Origin of the sequence: Tessaracoccus caeni (genome assembly GCF_029211185.1) — a bacterium.
Classification (GTDB): Bacteria; Actinomycetota; Actinomycetes; order Propionibacteriales; family Propionibacteriaceae; genus Arachnia; species Arachnia caeni.
In genome coordinates this window covers 1-16873 of the sequence record NZ_JARGDO010000001.1, presented here as the reverse complement: position 1 = coordinate 16873, position 16873 = coordinate 1, and the positions used below count along the sequence as shown (strand labels likewise).

General features: G+C 68.2%; 14 protein-coding genes. 9 read left to right on the top strand and 5 right to left on the bottom strand.

From position 1 onward, the window contains the following. Positions 1 to 17: 17 nt before the first annotated feature. The 8 genes from infB (at position 18) to P0D62_RS00035 (ending at position 10005) form a co-directional block, all read left to right on the top strand. The gene (infB, locus tag P0D62_RS00070; protein WP_275700575.1) at positions 18 to 2924 is read left to right on the top strand and encodes a translation initiation factor IF-2; all 2907 of its coding nucleotides are present in this window, start codon (positions 18 to 20) and stop codon (positions 2922 to 2924) included. Further along, positions 2921 to 3358 (top strand): 30S ribosome-binding factor RbfA, encoded by a 438-nt coding sequence (rbfA, locus tag P0D62_RS00065; RefSeq protein ID WP_406708204.1) that lies wholly within the window; start codon positions 2921 to 2923, stop codon positions 3356 to 3358. The genes infB and rbfA overlap by 4 nt, the downstream gene beginning before the upstream one ends. Continuing rightward, on the top strand, positions 3355 to 4242 hold the full coding sequence (gene truB, locus P0D62_RS00060) for a tRNA pseudouridine(55) synthase TruB (RefSeq protein WP_275700573.1): 888 nt from the start codon (positions 3355 to 3357) through the stop codon (positions 4240 to 4242). The genes rbfA and truB overlap by 4 nt, the downstream gene beginning before the upstream one ends. 223 nt (positions 4243 to 4465) lie before the next feature. Next, on the top strand, positions 4466 to 6130 hold the full coding sequence (locus tag P0D62_RS00055; RefSeq protein WP_275700572.1) for an L-lactate permease: 1665 nt from the start codon (positions 4466 to 4468) through the stop codon (positions 6128 to 6130). A gap of 9 nt (positions 6131 to 6139) precedes the next feature. Then, the gene (locus tag P0D62_RS00050) at positions 6140 to 6895 is read left to right on the top strand and encodes a (Fe-S)-binding protein (RefSeq protein ID WP_275700571.1); all 756 of its coding nucleotides are present in this window, start codon (positions 6140 to 6142) and stop codon (positions 6893 to 6895) included. Next, positions 6895 to 8394, top strand: a complete 1500-nt coding sequence (locus P0D62_RS00045; protein WP_275700570.1) for a LutB/LldF family L-lactate oxidation iron-sulfur protein — start codon at positions 6895 to 6897, stop codon at positions 8392 to 8394. The genes P0D62_RS00050 and P0D62_RS00045 overlap by 1 nt, the downstream gene beginning before the upstream one ends. After that, positions 8391 to 9035 carry a LutC/YkgG family protein gene (locus P0D62_RS00040; protein WP_275700569.1) on the top strand — a complete coding sequence of 215 codons (645 nt, stop codon included), beginning with the start codon at positions 8391 to 8393 and terminating at the stop codon, positions 9033 to 9035. Before P0D62_RS00045 ends, P0D62_RS00040 begins: the two co-directional genes overlap by 4 nt. Before the next feature lie 88 nt (positions 9036 to 9123). Then, positions 9124 to 10005 carry a bifunctional riboflavin kinase/FAD synthetase gene (locus tag P0D62_RS00035; protein ID WP_275700568.1) on the top strand — a complete coding sequence of 294 codons (882 nt, stop codon included), beginning with the start codon at positions 9124 to 9126 and terminating at the stop codon, positions 10003 to 10005. Positions 10006 to 10029: 24 nt separating this feature from the next. Here P0D62_RS00035 and P0D62_RS00030 read toward each other — a convergent pair whose 3' ends face one another. Then, on the bottom strand, positions 10030 to 11472 hold the full coding sequence (locus tag P0D62_RS00030) for a pyridoxal phosphate-dependent decarboxylase family protein (protein WP_275700567.1): 1443 nt from the start codon (positions 11470 to 11472) through the stop codon (positions 10030 to 10032). 145 nt (positions 11473 to 11617) lie between these two features. After that, positions 11618 to 12097 carry a GNAT family N-acetyltransferase gene (locus tag P0D62_RS00025; protein WP_275700566.1) on the bottom strand — a complete coding sequence of 160 codons (480 nt, stop codon included), beginning with the start codon at positions 12095 to 12097 and terminating at the stop codon, positions 11618 to 11620. 245 nt (positions 12098 to 12342) lie between these two features. Here P0D62_RS00025 and rpsO point away from each other — a divergent pair, with 245 nt between their 5' ends. Further along, positions 12343 to 12606, top strand: coding sequence for a 30S ribosomal protein S15 (gene rpsO / locus P0D62_RS00020; RefSeq protein WP_275700565.1), 264 nt, complete (start codon positions 12343 to 12345; stop codon positions 12604 to 12606). A gap of 285 nt (positions 12607 to 12891) precedes the next feature. On the opposite strand, the gene P0D62_RS00015 is transcribed toward rpsO, so the two are convergent. The 3 genes from P0D62_RS00015 to P0D62_RS00005 form a co-directional block, all read right to left on the bottom strand. Beyond that, positions 12892 to 14808 (bottom strand): thiamine pyrophosphate-binding protein, encoded by a 1917-nt coding sequence (locus tag P0D62_RS00015; RefSeq protein ID WP_275700564.1) that lies wholly within the window; start codon positions 14806 to 14808, stop codon positions 12892 to 12894. Continuing rightward, positions 14805 to 15578 carry a cyclase family protein gene (locus tag P0D62_RS00010; protein WP_275700563.1) on the bottom strand — a complete coding sequence of 258 codons (774 nt, stop codon included), beginning with the start codon at positions 15576 to 15578 and terminating at the stop codon, positions 14805 to 14807. Before P0D62_RS00010 ends, P0D62_RS00015 begins: the two co-directional genes overlap by 4 nt. A gap of 326 nt (positions 15579 to 15904) precedes the next feature. Continuing rightward, on the bottom strand, positions 15905 to 16495 hold the full coding sequence (locus P0D62_RS00005; protein ID WP_275700562.1) for a GNAT family N-acetyltransferase: 591 nt from the start codon (positions 16493 to 16495) through the stop codon (positions 15905 to 15907). Positions 16496 to 16873: the final 378 nt, after the last annotated feature.

The following is a 16873-nucleotide window of genomic DNA, read 5'->3' as shown; positions in this document are numbered from 1 at the left end:
GGCCGTGAAGGAGAGTAGTGGCTAAGCCTCGCGTCCACGAGATCGCTAAAGAACTCGGGATCACCAGCAAAGAACTCCTGGCAAAGCTAGGAGAGATGGGCGAATACGTCCGCGGCGCCTCGTCGACCCTCGAAACCCCTGTGGTGCGACGGGTCCGAGACGCCTATGGAACCGGAGACAAGCCGGCTTCCACCCCAGCTCCCGCTGCGACGCAGGCGCGTCCAGCGGCCCCCGCCGCGCCTCAGTCGAGGCCGGCACCCATGCCCGGCGCGCCCGCGGCGCCCAAGCAGAGCGTCCCCGCGGCGCCGAAGCAGCCCACCCCGGCCGCGCCCAAGCAGTCGACCCCGACGCCCGCGGCGCCCAAGCCGGCCCCGGCCGCAAAGCCCGCCTCCGCCGCGCCTCAGGCACGGCCCGCGGCCACGCCGCGTCCGGCGAGCCCCGCCCCTCAGCAGGGTGGCGGTTCCGCTCCGCGTCCCGGTTCCCCCACGCCCGGTGCGATGCCCCGCAAGCCCGCCAGCCCTGCCGGCGGCGGCGCGCCTCGTCCCGGTGGTCCCGGCCAGGGCGCTCGTCGTCCCGGCGCGCCGACCCCCGGTGCGATGCCGCGGCGCCCGTCCGGCCCGCGTCCGGGTAACAACCCGTTCGGCTCCGCTCAGGGCATGGGCACGCAGCAGCGTCGTCCGCGTCCCGAGGGCGGCGCACGTCCCGGTGGCGCTCCCGCCGGTCGTCCCGGCGCCGGCTCCGATCAGAACCGGATGCCGCGTCCCGGCGGCACCAGCGGCATGCCTCGCCCCAACCCGGCGATGATGCCCAAGCAGCAGTCCTCTGCTCTCGGCGCTCCCGCGCGCCCCGGTCGTCCGGGTGGTCCCGGACGCGGTCGTCCCGGTGCCGGCGGTGCTGGCGGCGGTCGTCCCGGCACCGGTGCTCCCGGTGGCGGTGGCGCTCCCGGTGGCTTCGGCGGCGGTCCCGCGGGACGCGCCGGTGGTGGTCGCGGTCGCGGCGGTACGCAAGGCGCCTTCGGTCGCGGTGGCGCGGCCGGACGTCGTGGACGCAAGTCGAAGAAGCAGCGTAGGCAAGAGTTCGACCAGATGGAGGCCCCGACGATCGGCGGCGTGCGTCTGCGCAAGGGCGACGGCCAGACCGTTCGTCTGCGTCGCGGCGCGTCGCTGACCGACCTCGCCGAGAAGATCGGCGTGGACGCGGCGTCGCTGGTGCAGGTGCTGTTCCATCTCGGTGAGATGGTCACCGCCACCCAGTCCGTCGCCGACGACACCCTCGAGGTGCTCGGCGCGGAGCTCGACTACAAGATCGAGGTCGTCTCGCCCGAGGACGAGGATCGCGAGCTGCTGGAGAGCTTCGACCTGGAGTTCGGCGAGGACATCGGCGACGAGGACGATCTCGAGTCCCGTCCGCCCGTCGTCACCGTCATGGGTCACGTCGATCATGGCAAGACCAAGCTGCTCGACGCGCTCCGGAAGTCCAACGTCGTGGCGGGCGAGGCCGGTGGCATCACCCAGGCCATCGGTGCCTACCAGGTGGAGACTGAGGTCGACGGCAACGAGCGCAAGATCACCTTCATCGACACCCCGGGTCACGAGGCGTTCACCGCCATGCGTGCCCGTGGCGCGAAGTCCACCGACATCGCGGTGCTGGTTGTCGCCGCCGATGACGGTGTGATGCCGCAGACGATCGAGGCTCTGAACCACGCCAAGGCGGCCGACGTGCCGGTCGTGGTGGCGGTCAACAAGATCGACAAGGTGGGCGCCGACCCGTCCAAGGTGCGCGGCCAGCTGTCCGAGTTCGGCCTCATGCCCGAGGAGTACGGCGGCGACACCCAGTTCGTCGACGTGTCCGCGATCACGGGCGAGGGCCTGGACGAGCTGCTCGAGGCCATCGTGCTGACGGCCGACGCGGCGCTCGACCTGCGCGCCAACCCGGACATGCCCGCTCAGGGTGTGGCGATCGAGGCGCACCTCGACAAGGGCCGCGGTTCCGTGGCCACCGTCCTGGTGCACCGCGGCACGCTGCACATCGGTGACTCGATCGTCGCGGGCTCCGCCCACGGCCGCGTCCGCGCGCTGATCAACGATCAGGGCGAGACCGTCACCGAGGCTCCGCCGTCGATGCCCGTTCAGGTGCTCGGCCTCACGTCGGTGCCCGGCGCGGGCGACAACGTGCTGGTCGTCGAGGACGATCGCATGGCCCGTCAGATCGCCGACAAGCGCGAGGCCCGCATGCGTGCGGCTCAGCAGGCCAAGTCCAGCCGTCGCAAGACGCTGGATCAGCTGTTCGAGCAGCTCGAGAAGGGCGAGACCCAGGAGCTGCTGCTCATCCTCAAGGGCGACGGCGCTGGTTCCGTCGAGGCCCTCGAGGACGCGCTCAGCAAGATCGAGGTCAGCGACGAGGTATCGCTGCGCGTCATCGACCGCGGCGTCGGCGCCATCACCGAGACCAACGTCTCGCTGGCCGCCGCCTCCAAGGCCGTCATCATCGGCTTCAACGTGCGGCCCACGCCGCACGCCACCCAGATGGCGGATCGCGAGAACGTCGACATCCGGTTCTACTCGGTCATCTACTCGGCCATCGACGAGATCGAGGCGGCGCTCAAGGGCATGCTCAAGCCGATCTTCGCCGAGGAGGTCCGTGGTCAGGCGGAGATCCGCGAGATCTTCCGTTCGTCCAAGTTCGGCAACATCGCGGGCTGCATGGTGCAGAACGGGTCGATCCGCCGCAACGCCAAGGCTCGCCTGCTGCGCGACGGTGTCGTCATCGCCGACACCTCCATCGCGTCGCTGCGTCGCGAGAAGGACGATGCCACCGAGGTCCGCGAGGGCTACGAGTGCGGCATGACGCTGTCGAACTACAACGACATCCGCATCGGTGACATCATCGAGACCTACGAGATGGTGGAGAAGGAGCGTTCCTGATGCCCGGCAGTTCCCGTAACGCGAAGCTGGCCGATCAGATCAAGGTGATCATCGCCTCGACCCTTGACCGCAGGGTCAAGGATCCGCGGCTCGGCTTCGTCACCATCACGGAGGTGAGGCTGAGCGGCGACAACCGCGAGGCCACCGCCTTCTACACGGTGCTCGGCGACGAGGATGCGCAGGCCGCCAGCGCGGCGGCCCTGCGCTCCGCCACCGGCATGCTGCGCACCGCGGTGGGCACCCAACTGGGATTGCGGCACACTCCTTCGCTGGAGTTCGTGCGCGACGCCATCCCGGAGACGGCGAAGGAGATCGACGAACTCCTGGCCAAGGTGCACGCCAGCGACGCGGAGCTGGCCAAGGCGGCCGAGGCGGCGACCTTCGCCGGCGAGGCCGACCCCTACCGCAAGCCGCGGGAGGACGACGAGGAGTGAGCTCCGCTCAGGAGACTCCATCTGGGGTGGTGATCGTCGACAAGCCGTCGGGGGTCACCTCCCACCAGGTGGTCGGTCGGCTGCGTCGCCTGCTGGGCACGCGCAAGATCGGCCACGCCGGAACGCTGGACCCGATGGCCACCGGGGTGCTGATCCTCGGGGTCAATCGGGCCACCCGGCTGCTGGGCCATCTCGCCCTGCACGACAAGCGCTACCTCGCCACCGTGCGCCTCGGTCAGTCGTCGAACACCGACGACGCCGACGGCGATGTGGTGGACGTGGCACCCGCCGATGGACTGCTCCCGTCGGAGGTTGCTGAGGCCGCCGAGCGATTCCTCGGGCGCATCCAGCAGGTGCCGTCGTCGGTGTCCGCCATCAAGGTGAACGGAAAACGCGCCTACCAACTGGCCCGCGAGGGTCACGACGTGCAGTTGAAGGCCCGCGAGGTCGAGGTGACTCGCATCGACGTGCTCGACTCTCGTCAGGACGGCCCTCCCGGCACCGTCGACGTCGATATCGACGTCGAGTGCTCCTCCGGCACCTATATCCGGGCCATCGCCCGCGACCTGGGGGAGGCCCTGGGGGTGGGTGGCCACCTCACGGCGCTGCGTCGCACCCGCATCGGCGGCTATGACATCGCCGATGCCGTCGTGCTCGGCGACGAACCCCCCATGCTCATGCCGATGGCCGACGCGGCCCGGCTCAGCTTTCCCTGCCTCACCGTCGACGAGGTGGAGGCGACGGACGTCGGCTACGGGCGCCCGCTGGCGCGCGCCGTGCCCGCCGATCCCACCGGCATCATCGGCCCCGACGGCGACCTGCTCGCGCTCTACCGGCCCGCCTCCGGCGATTCCAGCCGGCCCGTGGCCGTGCTCGTGGGCTGATGATCACCGTCGATAATTAACCCTATTAATTCGCATTTAATTACCCGAGTGTGAGTCGGGATAGGGCTATTTATGTGCCTATTTCGTAGGCATTTTCCCTTGTCCGACCCCGCTGTCAGGGTCAAAATGTCATGTCCTAACATGGATTTCGTCATGCTTATCGCGCCCTGGGAGTAAGGGTCAGGGGCGGTAAAGAAACTCACAAGAACGACGGAGTTCGTCAATGGAATTTCAACCAGTATTGGCTCCCCTGGGGAGTCCCACCTGGTCGGCGCTGGTGGCGCTGATCCCGCTCGCGGTGATGTTCCTCACCCTGGGCGGTTTGAAGTGGAAAGCGCACTGGGCCGGGCTGGCCTCGCTCGCCTCCGCGATCGTCGTGGCCGTGCTGGCCTTCAAGATGCCGGCCGGCATGGCGCTGCTGTCGGCCTCCGAAGGCGCGGTGTACGGCCTCTTCCCGATCACCTGGATCGTGTTGACCGCGATCTGGCTCTACCAGGTCACCGTGATCAGCGGGCGCTTCGAGGATCTGCGGGCCACCTTCGGCCTGATCTCCGAGGATCCCCGCATCCTGGCCATCGTGATCGCCTTCTGCTTCGGCGGCCTGATGGAGGCCCTGGCCGGCTTCGGCGCCCCGGTGGCGATCACCGGTGTGATGCTGATGTCGGTCGGCTTCTCCGCCTTCCGCGCCGCCATGGTCGTGCTGCTGGCCAACACGGCACCGGTCGCCTTCGGCGCGGTGGCCATCCCGATCATCACTGCCGGCAACCTCACCGACATCGACTACCACCACATCGGGGCCTACGTCGGCCACCAGTCGCCGGTGCTGGCCTTCTTCGTGCCCATGCTGCTGGTGCTGATCGCCGACGGCATCCGGGGACTCAAGCAGACCTGGCCCGTGGCGCTGGCCATCGGCGCGGCCTTCGCCGTGTCCCAGTGGATCTCCGCCACCTACATCTCCGTCGAGCTCACCGACGTCATCGCGTCGCTGTTCGCGCTCGCGGTCGGCGTGCTGTTCATGCGCTTCTGGAAGCCGAAGGGCGGCGACGAGGCCCTGCAGCGGATGGCTGCGGAGCGGGCGAAGGAGAACCTGACCACCACGAACGAGCACGCTGGTCGGGCACCGCGGGGCGCCCTCACCGGCGGCCGGATCTTCATGGCGCTGATGCCCTACCTGCTCGTGATCGCGATCTTCGTCAGCGCCAAGCTGATCCCCGCGGTCAAGGCTGCCCTGGGCGCCACCGACGTCAAGATCCCGTGGCCGGGCCTGCACGGCAACCTGCTGATCGGTGGTGCGGAGCCCTCCGCTGTCACCTACACCTTCACCTGGCTGTCGGGCCCCGGCACCCTGTTGCTGATCACCGGCTTCATCGTCGGCCTCATCTACCGCGTCTCGATCGCGGACATGGCGAAGGAGTTCTGGAACACCATGTTCAAGATGCGGTGGTCGGCTCTGACCATCGCCTCGGTGCTGGCGCTGGCCTACGTGATGAACTTCTCCGGCCAGACCCTGACCATCGGTGCCTGGATCGCCGGCGTGGGCGCGGCTTATGCCTTCTTCGCCCCGGTCCTCGGCTGGATCGGCACCGCCGTCACCGGCTCCGACACCTCGGCCAACGCGCTGTTCGCCACGCTGCAGCAGGCCACGGCCGAGCGAATCGGCGTCGATCCGACGCTGCTGGTGGCCGCCAACACCACCGGCGGCGTGGTGGGCAAGATGATCAGCCCGCAGAACCTTGCCATCGCCGCCTCCGCGGTGGGCCTGCTGGGGTCGGAATCCGACATTTTCCGCAAGGTCGTGTGGTGGAGCCTCGGGATGTTGTTCGTGCTCTGCGTGCTGATCGGTCTGCAGTCGACACCGGTCCTGAGCTGGATGCTTCCGCACTTCTAAGGAGGAGAGATGGGACCTGGAACTGGCAAGACGGTGGCATTGTTCGCCACCTGCATCAACGACATCATGTTCCCCGCCACGCCCCGAGCGGTGGTCGAGGTACTGGAGCGTCTGGGCTGCCGCGTCGTCTTCCCGAAACGCCAAGGCTGCTGCGGCCAGATGCTCACCAACAGCGGGTACGCCAAGCAGGCCGTACCGATGGTGCGCACCTACGTCGAGGCCTTCGAGGGCTACGACTACGTGGTGGGGCCCTCGGGATCCTGCGTCGGCGCGGTGCGCCATCAGCATGCCGGGCTGGCCGAGCAGGCTGGCGACAAGGGGCTGAAGGCCGCGGCGGAGGATGCCGCGTCGCGCACCTACGATTTCAGCGAGTTCCTGGTGGACGTGCTGGGCGTGACCGACGTCGGGGCCTATTTCCCGCACGTCGTGACCTATCACCCCACCTGTCACTCGGCTCGCATCGCGAAGGTGGGGGACAAACCCATCCGGCTGCTGAAGGCCGTCAAGGGCCTGACGCTCAAGGAACTGCCCGACAAGGAGCAGTGCTGCGGCTTCGGCGGCACCTTCTCCGTCAAGAACCCCGACGTGTCGGTGGCGATGGGCAACGACAAGTCGCGCAACGTCCAGTCGACGGGGGCCGAGTACCTCGTCACCGGCGACAACGCCTGCCTCATGCACATCGGCGGCATCATGCATCGCAACAACGCGAGCGTGCAGCCGATCCATCTGGCCGAGATCCTCAACCACACGGAAGGAGCGGCGTGATGAGCATCGAGGTCGCACCGAAGAAGAGGCTGACCCCGGCGCCGCCCGAGGGCGCCTATCTGGGTATGCCGGCCTTCCCGAAGGCCGCCAAGGACGCGCTGCACAACCATCAGATGCGGCAGAACCTGCGCCACGCCACCACCACGATTCGCGAGAAGCGACTCCTGAGGGCGGCCGAGGTGAGCAACTGGCAGGAGCTGCGCACCGCCGGCGAGCAGATCAAGAACAAGCTCGCCCGCAACCTGGACAGCTACCTGCTGCAGGCCGAGGAAGCGATGACCAAGGCCGGCATCACCGTGCACTGGGCGCGCGACGCGGCCGAGGCCAATCAGATCGTGATCGACATCGCCAAGCAGAAGCAGGCTCAGGAGGTGGTCAAGATCAAGTCGATGGCCACCCAGGAGATCGAGCTCAACGAGGCGTTGGAGGAGGCCGGCATCGCGGCCTGGGAGACCGACCTCGCCGAGCTGATCGTCCAGTTCGGCCACGACCGGCCCAGCCACATCCTGGTGCCTGCCATCCATCGCAACCGCTCCGAGGTGCGCGAGATCTTCAAGGAGGAGATGGGGCTGTGGGGCAAGCCCGCCCCTGAGGGCCTCACCGACAACCCGCCGGACCTGGCCGGGGCCGCCCGTGCGCACCTGCGCGAGAAGTTCCTGCGGGCCAAGGTCGCCGTCTCCGGTGGCAACTTCATCGTCGCGGAGACGGGCACCCTGGTGATCGTCGAGTCGGAGGGCAACGGCCGCATGTGCCTGACCCTTCCCGAGACGCTGATCTCGGTGGTCGGCATCGAGAAGCTGGTGCCCACCTTCGACGACCTCGAGGTGTTCCTGCGCCTGCTGCCGCGCAGTTCCACGGCCGAGCGGATGAACCCGTACACCTCGATGTGGACGGGCGTCACCGAGGGCGACGGGCCGCAGGATCTCCACGTCATCCTGCTGGACAACGGGCGAACCAACGTGCTGGCCGACCCCGTCGGACGCGCGGCCCTGCGCTGCATCCGCTGCTCGGCGTGCATGAACGTCTGCCCGGTCTACGAGCGGGTCGGCGGTCACACCTACGGCTCGGTCTACCCGGGGCCGATCGGGGCGATCCTGACACCGCAGCTGCGTGGCATCGCGAGCGACGTCGACAAGTCGCTGCCTTTCGCGTCGTCCTTGTGCGGGGCGTGCGACGAGGTGTGCCCGGTGAAGATCCCCATCTCCGACATCCTGGTGCACATGCGCGCCAAGGTGGTGGAGAAGAAGACCAAGCATCACCCCACGATGGAGTCGATGATCTTCGGCATGGTCGGCAAGGCGCTGGAGAACGGCGACGGCATCGCCTTCATCCAGAAGTTCTCGAAGACGGCCGGCAAGGTGTTCAAGAAGCGCAGCCACTTCGGCGTGCTGCCGTTCCCCGTCGCCTCGTCGTGGGCGAACGCCCGGGACATGCCGGTTCCACCCACCGAGACCTTCCGGGACTGGTGGGACAAGCGAGAGTCGAAGGAGGAGAAGTGAGCGCCAAGCAGGAGATCCTCTCGCGCATCCGCACCGCGCTGAGCGACACGCAAGGGCAGCTGGAGCCGGTGGTCGAGTGGCAGTACCACCAGCCGACGCCGCTGGCCGACGTGCTGGACACCTTCGTCGAGAACATCCTCGACTACAAGGCCCGGATCGTCCGGGTGCCCGAGGCGAAGCTCGCCGAGGCCGTGGTGACCGCGCTCAAGGCGGTCGGTGCGTCCAGCGCGGTGCTGCCGTCCGGGATCCCGGTGGAGTGGCGCGAGCACATGGAGGACGCCGGCATCGTCGTGCACGACGACGAGCCGCAGCTGAGCCACGCGGAACTCAACGAGATCGACGCGGTGGTCACCGGATCCGCGGTGTCCATGGCCGAGACCGGCACGATCTGCCTGGATCACGGTCCCGACCAGGGGCGACGGGCGCTCACGCTGGTGCCCGACCGTCACGTGTGCGTGGTTCGGGCGGCCGACGTGGTCTCGGACGTGCCGGAGGCCATTCAGCGCCTCGGCGACGCCGTGCGCGCCGGTCAGCCGGTCACCTGGATCAGCGGCGGCTCGGCCACCAGCGACATCGAGCTGTCTCGCGTCGAGGGCGTCCACGGTCCGCGCCAGCTCTACGTCGTGCTCCAGGACGGCTGAGGCCGCGTCATCAGTCCAAGAACCGCCGCGCCCCTTTCCGGGGCGCGGCGGTTCTGTGGTGTCTGGGGAGGAGCGCTAACCTGGCCCGGTGACTCGAAGCGTTTGTGTGATCGGCAACTTCGACGGTGTCCACCGCGGACACCAGCGGGTGCTGGCGGAGGCCATGGGTGACGGGGGACTGCCGCTGGTGGTGCTCACCTTCTGGCCCCACCCGCTCTCCGTCGTTCGACCGGACAGCGCTCCGCTGCTGCTGGCCGACCTGGCGTCGCGCATCGAACTGCTGAAGCAGGCGGGTGCCCACGAGGTGCGGGTGGTGACCTTCACCTCAGAGGTCGCGAACATGAGCCCGTCGCAGTTCCTCGAGCGCTTCGTCCTGCCGCTCAACCCGGCCCGGATCGTGGTGGGCAAGAACTTCCGGTTCGGCCACAAGGCCGCGGGCGACGTCTCCACGCTGGCCGAGCTGGGCCGGGGGCGCTTCGTCGTGACCCCCGTCCAGCTGGAGTCGTTGGAGGGGGCCGTGACCTGTTCCACGCTGATCCGCGAGGCGATCGCTCACGGCGAAGTGGAACTCGCCGCCGAGCACCTGGGCCGACCGTTCCGTTCGCGCGGCGTCGTGGTGATGGGCGATCAGCGCGGGCGGGAACTCGGCTTCCCGACGGCCAACCTGCGGATGCCGCCCGAGATGGCGGTGCCGGAGGACGGCGTCTACGCCGGCTACGTGACCCGGCTGGACGATCCCGCGGCCAAGCCGTGGCCGGCGGCGATCTCCGTGGGCTCGAACCCCACCTTCGACGGCGCGGATCGCCGCGTCGAGAGCTATGTGCTCGACCGCACCGACCTGGAGCTGTACGGCATCGAGATCGCCGTCGACTTCACCGTCCGCTTGCGTGGGCAGGTGAAGTTCGACGGCGTGGAGGCGCTGATCGCCCAGATGCGGCTCGACGTGGAACTCGCGCGGCAACTGCTCTGAGCGGTCAACACCTCTGGGCGGTGGTCAGCTCTGGACGGCGTTGGCCGCCGCGATCAGGGCCTGGTAGGTGCGGTCGATGTCCTCGTCGGTGGTGTGCAGTGAGCCCACAGCCAGGCGGAGTGCGGCGCGCCCATTGACCCGGGTATGGGTGACGTAGGCTTCGCCCGACTCGTTGAGCTTGTCCATGACGGCGAGGGTGTCGTCGTCGTTGTCGAGCTGGAACACCACCAACGCAAGGCTGCGCGGCACCGGTTGGGTGAAGCGGCCGCCGGCCTGCAGGAGCTGCTCGAAGTGTTCTGCCCGTGCGATCGACGAACGCAGGTGCTCCCTGATGCCCTCGAGCCCGTAGGTGCGCAGCACGGTCCAGAGCTTGAGCGAGCGGAACCGCCGGCCCAGCTGCGGATGCCAGTCGCGGAAGTCGACCACGGCGCCGCTCTCGGTGGCCTTGTTGCGCAGGTACTCGGGCAGGTTCGACATGGAGCCGATCAGCGACGTCTTGTCGCGCGACCACAGCACCGAGCAGTCGAACGTGGTGAGCATCCACTTGTGCGGGTTCACCACGACGGAGTCCGCGTACTCGGCCACGCCGTCCAGCAGGTCGCGGTGTTCGGGGCAGATGGCTGCGACGCCGGCCCACGCCGCGTCGATGTGCAGCCATGCGCCGTACTCGCGCGCCAGCTCACCCAGCGCGCGCACGTCGTCGACGGCTCCGGTGGAGGTGGTGCCCACGGCCGCGACGATCATCGCGGGACGCACGCCGGCCATCCGGTCGGCCTCGAGCACGCTGGCCAGGTGTTCGACCTTGAGCCGCTGGGTCACCTTGTTCTCGGGCACCAACTGAACGTTCAGCTCGCCGAGGCCGGTGAGAAGCGCGGCCTTCTGGATGGAGGAGTGGGCCTGCGCCGACGCGTAGATCCGGTACCGGGCCTCGCCCTGACCCTCCTTGCGGTAGCGGCCGTGGCTGGTGCGGTGCAGTGCGGCCAGCAGAGCCGCCATGGTTGCCGTGGAAGCGGTGTCCTGGATCACGCCGCCGCCGGTGCCGCCGCGGTGGAGGAACTCGTCGGGAAGGCCGATCGCTTGGCCCAGCCAGTCGGTGACGGTGATCTCCAGTTCGGTCATCGCGGGCGACGTCGCCCACATCATGCCCTGGGCGCCGATGCCACTGGAGAGAAGATCCGCCAGAACGGCGGCGGGGGAGGTGTTGGCGGGGAAGTAGCCGAAGAATCGGGGGTGCTGCCAATGGGTGATTCCCGGCATGATCACCGAGTCGAGGTCTGCCATGACGGCGGAGAAGTCCTCGGCCTCTTCTGGTGCGGACTGGGGGAGGGCCTGGGTGATAGCGCAGGGGGAAACCGTGGATCCGACAGGTTTGGACTCTAGCGAGGCCCAGTAGTCGGCGATCCAGTCGATCACCTCATGCCCGTAGGCTTTGAACTCTTCTGATCCCATGTGTGCGCCTTTGCTCATAACAGCACCTTACTCACCCGTTCGGCGCCGTGAGACTCGGGGTCAAGAGTCGTTTGACTAGGCAAGGAATTGGCGGATTACGGTCCGAACCGACGCGGCCAGGCGTAAACTATTCGGCGGCCCCGGAGGGCCGCCGATGATGTGCTCAGTGAGCGGTGAGCGACTTCTTGTAGACCGCGTAGTGCGTCGGCTTCGGGGCCTCACCTTCGGTCTGGATGATCTCGGGAACCTCGACGAAGATGTGCTCGCCGGTGGGGTGATACTCCAGTGACACGTACAGCGGCACGGCCTTCTCGTTGTTGGGATCGACGGCCAGGTACACCGCGGAGAAGCCGCGCGCCCGGGCCTGATCCTCGATCCACTGGGTGAGGGCCTTGCCCGCACCCTTGCGGCGGGCCTCGGGGAAGACGTACATGTTGCGCAGCTCAGGGGAGAGATCCTCGCCCTCCCATTCGATGATGGCGCTGCCCAGCGGCCCGTCAGCGTCGAAGGCGACGGCGATGATCAGTTTGCCCTCCTGCTGCAGGGCGAAGTGGCGGTCCACGAGATTCAACTCGGGCCTCGACTGATGCGTCCGCAGCACCTCAAGATCACTGGCTTCAGCCGGGCGAACGACAACAGTCATGGATAGTCCTCCTGAGTCACAGTGCCCGGCCGCATGGCCAGTGGAGGCCAGTGTTGTTCGTCTGCGATCGGACGTACTCCAGCCTAGTCCAAGCATGGGCGCCGTTCGATTCGTCGAGGCGTTTGGGTGAGCCGTATTCGTGGTGTTAAGGTGACGAGGTTGCCGTTAGATCGGCCGCGGCCCAGTAAGAGCCCCGACAGCACCAGCGACCGGGGCGCCGCGCAGCGAGTCGGAAGGAGCCCTATATGGACGCCGCTGAGAAGAAGAAGACCATCGAAGAGTACGCGACCAAGCCGGGCGACACCGGTTCGCCCGACGTGCAGATCGCTCTGCTGACCAAGCGCATCGCGCACCTGACCGAGCACCTCAAGCAGCACAAGGGTGACCACCACTCTCGTCGTGGCCTGATGCTCATGGTCGGTCAGCGCCGCCGCCTGCTCAACTACGTCGCCAAGAACGACATCGAGCACTACCGTGCGCTGATCGCGCGCCTCGGCCTGCGCCGCTGATCGTCGTCGCGTAAAGACCTAGGGAACCACTGATCATTCATTCCTCGGCTGCGGCGCACCAGATCGGGCGATCTACGACCCCTAAATCTTGACGAGTATATCCAATACGCTTACAAGATTTCGGGGTCGTATCTCATCCCGCCTGGTACGTCCTCGCCGGAGGAAGCAATAATCAGTGCTTCCCTCTGGCTGTTTCGCGCTCCTTGAGGTGTGAGGCCGTTCGCGGCCGAACCTCGAAAGGGCGTGAGCGTACGTAGGGACCTGCGGTCGGTTTTGCCCTCCGGTTCAGTGGGCGCGGAAGGCCTCGGCCAGCCACCAGCTTCCGCCGTCGGAGGCGATCTTGGCGTCGATCACGAGCGGTCTTGCCTCGCTGCGGGGACGGGCGACGCACTCTGCGACCGCCGCAGCCATGGCGGGCAGGTCGTCGGTGCTGCGGACGGTGACACCGTCGGCCCCGAAGCCGCGGGCGATGGCCGCGAGGTCGGTGTCCGGGAAGGCGACCGTCTCGTCGGACTCGCCGAAGTGGTGCACCTCCGCCGAGTAGCTGGCGTCGTTGTAGACCAGCACCACCAGCGGCAGACGAAGCCGGACGGCGGTCTCCAGATCGGCGATCGCCATGTGGAAGCCGCCGTCGCCGGTGCCGAGAACCGGGATTCGGTCGGGTCGGGCGATGGCAGCACCGATGGCGGTGGCCAGGCCTAAGCCGATCGACTGGAAGGCCTGCGTGAAGCAGAAGCCGGCCACGTCGGGCACGTCGAGGAACTGGCTGGGGTAGCCCATGAAGTTGCCGGAGTCCACGGCTACCACCCGCTCGGTAGGGAGGGCGTGGTCGAGCGCGATGGTGACGGTGCGCGGGTCGATGCGGCCGGGTTCGTCGAGTGGCTCGAAGGCCACATCGCGCCAACGTCCCTCAGCCGCGATCCGGGCGAGCACCTCCGCAGTGCGGTACCCGCGCGCCGTCTGGTCTTCTCCTCCGCCCGCTCCTTCTCCTTCTTCCTGCCCCCACTCCCGCTCTTTCTCCCGCCGAAAATCGGCCAATGGCCGATTTTCCTGCGTCTGATGCCGAAAATCGGCCACCACCCTGCGTGTGAAGACTTCCGCCGCGCCTCCTCTTTCCGGCTCACGCTCCCCAGGAAAATCGACCAATGGCCGATTTTCCTCTGTCTGATGCCGAAAATCGGCCACCACCCTGGGCGTGAGGAGCATGGCGGTGTCGTGGGCGACGAGGGCGCAGTCTCCGACGATGCCGAGTTCGACGGGCCGATGGGCCCCGAGGGCGAGCGGATCCAGATCCACCTGGGCGATCCGCGCGTCGGCGCCGATCAGCCGGCCGTGTCGCGTGGTCCAGTTGTTGAGAGCGCAGCCGAAGCCGACCACCACGTCGGCGTCGGCGATGAGTTCGGCAGCCAGCGGGGTGGCGAAGCCGCCGGAGATGCCGAGATCGGCGCCGCCGTGCGATGGGACGACGCCGTCAGCTGACCCGCGGAACAGTCCCTTCACGACGGCGCTGGTAGCCAGCAGCGCTCCGCAGCGTTCGGCCAGCGCGGCGATCTCCGTGCCTGCTTCCCGGGCGCCACGTCCGGCGATGAAGACGGGACGCTGGGCGCCGGCCAGGAGGTCGGCCAGCGCTTGGGCGTCCTCGGCGGTGGGGCGGACGGCGCGCGGATCGACGGTGTGGTCACCCGATCCCGGCGCGTTGACGGCCACCTCCGGTGCCGGTTGGGTCAGCAGGTCGATGGGCACGCTGAGCACCACGGTTCGGCGGTCGTGCATGGCGACGGTCCAGGCGCGTTCGGCGTCTGCGGCCGCCGTCGCTGGCGAGTAGACCCGATCGGCGACCGCGCCGAGGGCCCGCGCGGCGGCGTCCTGGTCGATGCGGAAGTTGTTGAACCGGGCCGAGGGCGGGGCGTCGGCGGTGAGCACGATCAGCGGCGTGCGCGACTTCGCGGCCTCCGCCACACCGGTCAGCGCGTTGGTGAAGCCGCAGCCCTGGTGGGTGGTGACGACGGCGAGCCGACCCGCGGTGCGGGAGTAGGCGTCGGCCATCGTCGCGGCCCCACCCTCGTGCCGGGCCGCCGTGTAGGGCACCCCGTGCGTGCGCAGCGCTTTCACCAGCGCGAAATTGCCCGAGCCGACGACGCCGAACGCGTGCCCGACGCCGAGCCGGGCCAGCGTCGCCCCGACCGCCTCGGCGACGTTCACCGCTCGACGAGCGCGAACACGCGCGTGGGCGAGCCCGTGCCGTCGACCAGCGGCAGCGGCGCCACGACGATGGTCGCGCCGGTGACCGGCAGCTTGTCGAGGTTCTGCAGCGACGTGAGGCCGTAGGTGTCGGCGCCCAGCAGGAAGTGGTGCGCCGGGAACGGCGGGTCGAACGCGCCGGCCTGCCCGGAGTCGATGCCGACGGTCTCGACGCCGTAGCCGATCACGCGCGGGTTGTCGGCCAGCCAGCGGGCGCCGTCGGGGGTGATGCCCGGGGTGTGCGGGCCGTTCTCGTCGGCGTTGAGGAAGGTCTCCTTCGAGCCCGAGCGGGCCGACCAACCGGTGCGGAACAGCACCCAGCAGCCGTCGGGCAGCTCGCCGTGTTCGGCGACCCAGGCGTCGAAGTCGGCGGGAGTGAGGGCGAAGTCGGGGTCGGCTGCGGCCTCGGCGGTCTTGTCGATCACGACGACGGGACCGACGAGCCGGGACGGCGAGATCCGGTCGACCGAGTTGCCGTCCTTACCGGTGATCCAGTGCGTCGGCGCGTCGAGGTGGGTGCCGGCGTGCTCGCCGAGCGAGAGGTCGTTCCAGGCCCAGGCCGGGCCCGCGTCGTCGAAGTTCGACACTGGCGAGGTGCTGAGGCCCTTGGTGTTGGCGAAGGGCGCGGGCAGCTCGAGGATGACGGTGTCGGGGCTCAGCGGGCTGGTGAGGTCCACCACCTCGACGGACCCATCGGCGAGGGCGGCAACAAGCGGGGCGAGGACGGACATCGGCGGCTCCTTCGGCGTAGTCGGTGACCGGATTGTGGCATGTCCGGCCGCCCGTAGGGTGCTGTCCCAGAATCATCAGGCTTGGGCGATGAGGTGTGTGGTAGCGCGGCGCGGCATTCAGGCCGCTCGTCGGCAGTCGTCGTCACGTCCCAGAATCGTCAGTCGCGGGCGGCGAGGCGCGTGAGTAGCGCGGCGCGGCATTCAGGCCGCTCGTCGGCAGTCGTCGTCACGTCCCAGAATCGTCAGTCGCGGGTGGCGAGGCGCGTGAATGGCACGGCGCGGCATTCAGGCCGCTCGTCGGCAGTCGTCGTCAGGTCCCAGAATCGTCAGTCGCGGGTGGCGAGGCGCGTGAGTAGCACGTCGCGGGACCCAGGCCATTCGTCGGCGGTCATCGAGTACATGACGGTGTCGCGGACGGTGCCGTCGCGCCGCAACTGGTGGCCCCGGATCACGCCGTCCTTCTTCGCGCCGAGCCGCTCGATGGCGCGTTGGCTGGTGAGGTTGAGGTTGTCGGTGCGCCAGCCGACGGTTCGGTACTCGAGCGTGTCGAAAGCATGCGCGAGAAGCAGCAGTTTGCAGACTGTATTGACGTGGGTGCGTTGAGCGCGCTGGGCGTACCAGGTGTAGCCGATCTCCAGCCGTCGGACCTGGGCGAGGATCTCTGCGTAGCTGGTGCAGCCGAGCACTGTGGCCGAGCCATCGTCGATGACGGTGAAGGGAACGCGATCGGGCATGGCCAGCGCGGCTGTGACGTACTCCTCGACCCGATCAGGCTCCGGCACCGACGTCAGGCGGCTACGCCAGAGCTCTCCGTCGAGGGTGACCTGCTGCAGCCCTTCGATGTGATGGAAAGTGAGCGGCTCCAGCCGGACGCCACGACCGACAAGGACGACTGGAGTGACACCGTGCGCGTGCATGGATAAACCCTATCCACAGAAACTCACGCTCTTTGAGGTGCGGAGGCCCTGGGTGAGGGCACACCCCTTCACGGTCTTTGAGGTGCGGAGCGCAGCGGAGCCTCGAAAAGACCCAGCTGGCAGCGGCAGGGCGGGCTCGTTCACCGGTGCTATTGGTCGGGGTGCCAGGGGTTGGGTTCGGTGGGTTGTTGGGCGTGGGTGGCTTGGTTTTGTTGGATGATGCGTCGGAATTCTTCGAAGGGGTCGGGGGTCAGGGTGCCGTCAAAGTCGTGCGTAGGGCCGTCTGACTAGGCAGTTTATGTGGTTCGCGGCGTGGCGAACGCAAGGGACGCGGTCCCTCTGGTGAGGATGTGGGTGTTCAAATCCAGTCTCGCTTCG

Excerpts from the sequence above, each read along its gene's own strand:
- P0D62_RS00050 (WP_275700571.1), top strand. The coding sequence starts at position 6,140 with ATGGGACCTGGAACTGGCAAGACGGTGGCATTGTTCGCCACCTGCATC.
- P0D62_RS00055 (WP_275700572.1), top strand. The coding sequence starts at position 4,466 with ATGGAATTTCAACCAGTATTGGCTCCCCTGGGGAGTCCCACCTGGTCG.
- P0D62_RS00045 (WP_275700570.1), top strand. The coding sequence starts at position 6,895 with ATGAGCATCGAGGTCGCACCGAAGAAGAGGCTGACCCCGGCGCCGCCC.
- P0D62_RS00010 (WP_275700563.1), bottom strand. The coding sequence starts at position 15,578 with ATGTCCGTCCTCGCCCCGCTTGTTGCCGCCCTCGCCGATGGGTCCGTC.
- P0D62_RS00025 (WP_275700566.1), bottom strand. The coding sequence starts at position 12,097 with ATGACTGTTGTCGTTCGCCCGGCTGAAGCCAGTGATCTTGAGGTGCTG.
- P0D62_RS00005 (WP_275700562.1), bottom strand. The coding sequence starts at position 16,495 with ATGCACGCGCACGGTGTCACTCCAGTCGTCCTTGTCGGTCGTGGCGTC.
- rpsO (WP_275700565.1), top strand. The coding sequence starts at position 12,343 with ATGGACGCCGCTGAGAAGAAGAAGACCATCGAAGAGTACGCGACCAAG.
- P0D62_RS00030 (WP_275700567.1), bottom strand. The coding sequence starts at position 11,472 with ATGAGCAAAGGCGCACACATGGGATCAGAAGAGTTCAAAGCCTACGGG.